The sequence below is a fragment of the Holdemania filiformis genome (assembly GCF_003459085.1).
Taxonomy (GTDB): domain Bacteria; phylum Bacillota_I; class Bacilli_A; order Erysipelotrichales; family Erysipelotrichaceae; genus Holdemania; species Holdemania filiformis.
This window is the reverse complement of the sequence record NZ_QRUP01000044.1, coordinates 1-957: the sequence shown is the minus strand read 5'-3', so window position 1 is coordinate 957 and position 957 is coordinate 1. Positions and strand designations below refer to the sequence as shown.

The following is a 957-nucleotide window of genomic DNA, read 5'->3' as shown; positions in this document are numbered from 1 at the left end:
TGGGCAATCCTATATGGAAACTTGGCGGACCCGGAAAAACGGGAATGGATTCGGCAGATATGCGAACAAGATGAGAATCTCAGAAAGGTGGTCAGGAAGATGAGCGAAATGACGATGGATTTTGAGGCGTACTTCAGAGAAACAAAGGCGATCATGGCGGAACTGGAAAGAGCGGATCGTCAGCGGGAATGGCTGGAACAGGGCAAACGGATGGGTAAGCAGGAAGGCTTAGAACAAGGTTTAGAACGAAGCATGGAACGAGGCGAATTATGCAAAGTCATTAAACAGGTGCTGAAAAATATGAAAAAAGGCAAGCTCATTTCAGAGATCGCAGAGATTTTAGATGAAGATGAAACGGTAATCCGTCAGATATTTATCTGTCATGAAGAACATCCTGATTGGACCGCGGATCAGATTGCAACGAGAATAAGAAACTAGAAGCAAGTTTCATTTTTCCTTGAAAGCAGAGTGAAGAATAATGGATGAAATGACGATGGATTTTGAAGCGTACTTCAGAGAAACAAAGGCGATCATGGCGGAACTGGAAAGAGCGGATCGTCAGCGGGAATGGCTGGAACAGGGCAAACGGATGGGTAAGCAGGAAGGCTTAGAACAAGGTTTAGAACGAAGCATGGAACGAGGCGAATTATGCAAAGTCATTAAACAGGTGCTGAAAAATATGAAAAAAGGCAAGCTCATTTCAGAGATCGCAGAGATTTTAGATGAAGATGAAACGGTAATCCGTCAGATATTTATCTGTCATGAAGAACATCCTGATTGGACCGCGGATCAGATTGCAAAATTGTTTATCAAGATGAAAAGTTAGAAATACAACAGCGTCCTGTTTCTTTTAACACTGTTGGACATTTTCCGATCGAAATGGAGCTTAGAATGAAATCAAAGGAAGAGGCTGTGACAGATAAGGGATAGGAAAAAATAAAAAAATGCGTAACTTCG

General features: G+C 42.3%; 2 protein-coding genes. Both read left to right on the top strand.

Annotated features, from left to right (window positions below; translation table 11 throughout):
• Positions 1-99: 99 nt before the first annotated feature.
• The gene (locus DWY25_RS17555; RefSeq protein WP_117896426.1) at positions 100-438 is read left to right on the top strand and encodes a hypothetical protein; all 339 of its coding nucleotides are present in this window, start codon (positions 100-102) and stop codon (positions 436-438) included.
• A gap of 40 nt (positions 439-478) precedes the next feature.
• Positions 479-826: a FliH/SctL family protein gene (locus tag DWY25_RS17550; RefSeq protein ID WP_117896424.1), complete on the top strand. Its 348-nt coding sequence runs from the start codon at positions 479-481 to the stop codon at positions 824-826.
• The last annotated feature ends 131 nt before the right edge of the window (positions 827-957 follow it).

Coding starts and splice junctions, on each gene's coding strand:
- DWY25_RS17550 (WP_117896424.1), top strand. CDS start 479: ATGGATGAAATGACGATGGATTTTGAAGCGTACTTCAGAGAAACAAAG.
- DWY25_RS17555 (WP_117896426.1), top strand. CDS start 100: ATGAGCGAAATGACGATGGATTTTGAGGCGTACTTCAGAGAAACAAAG.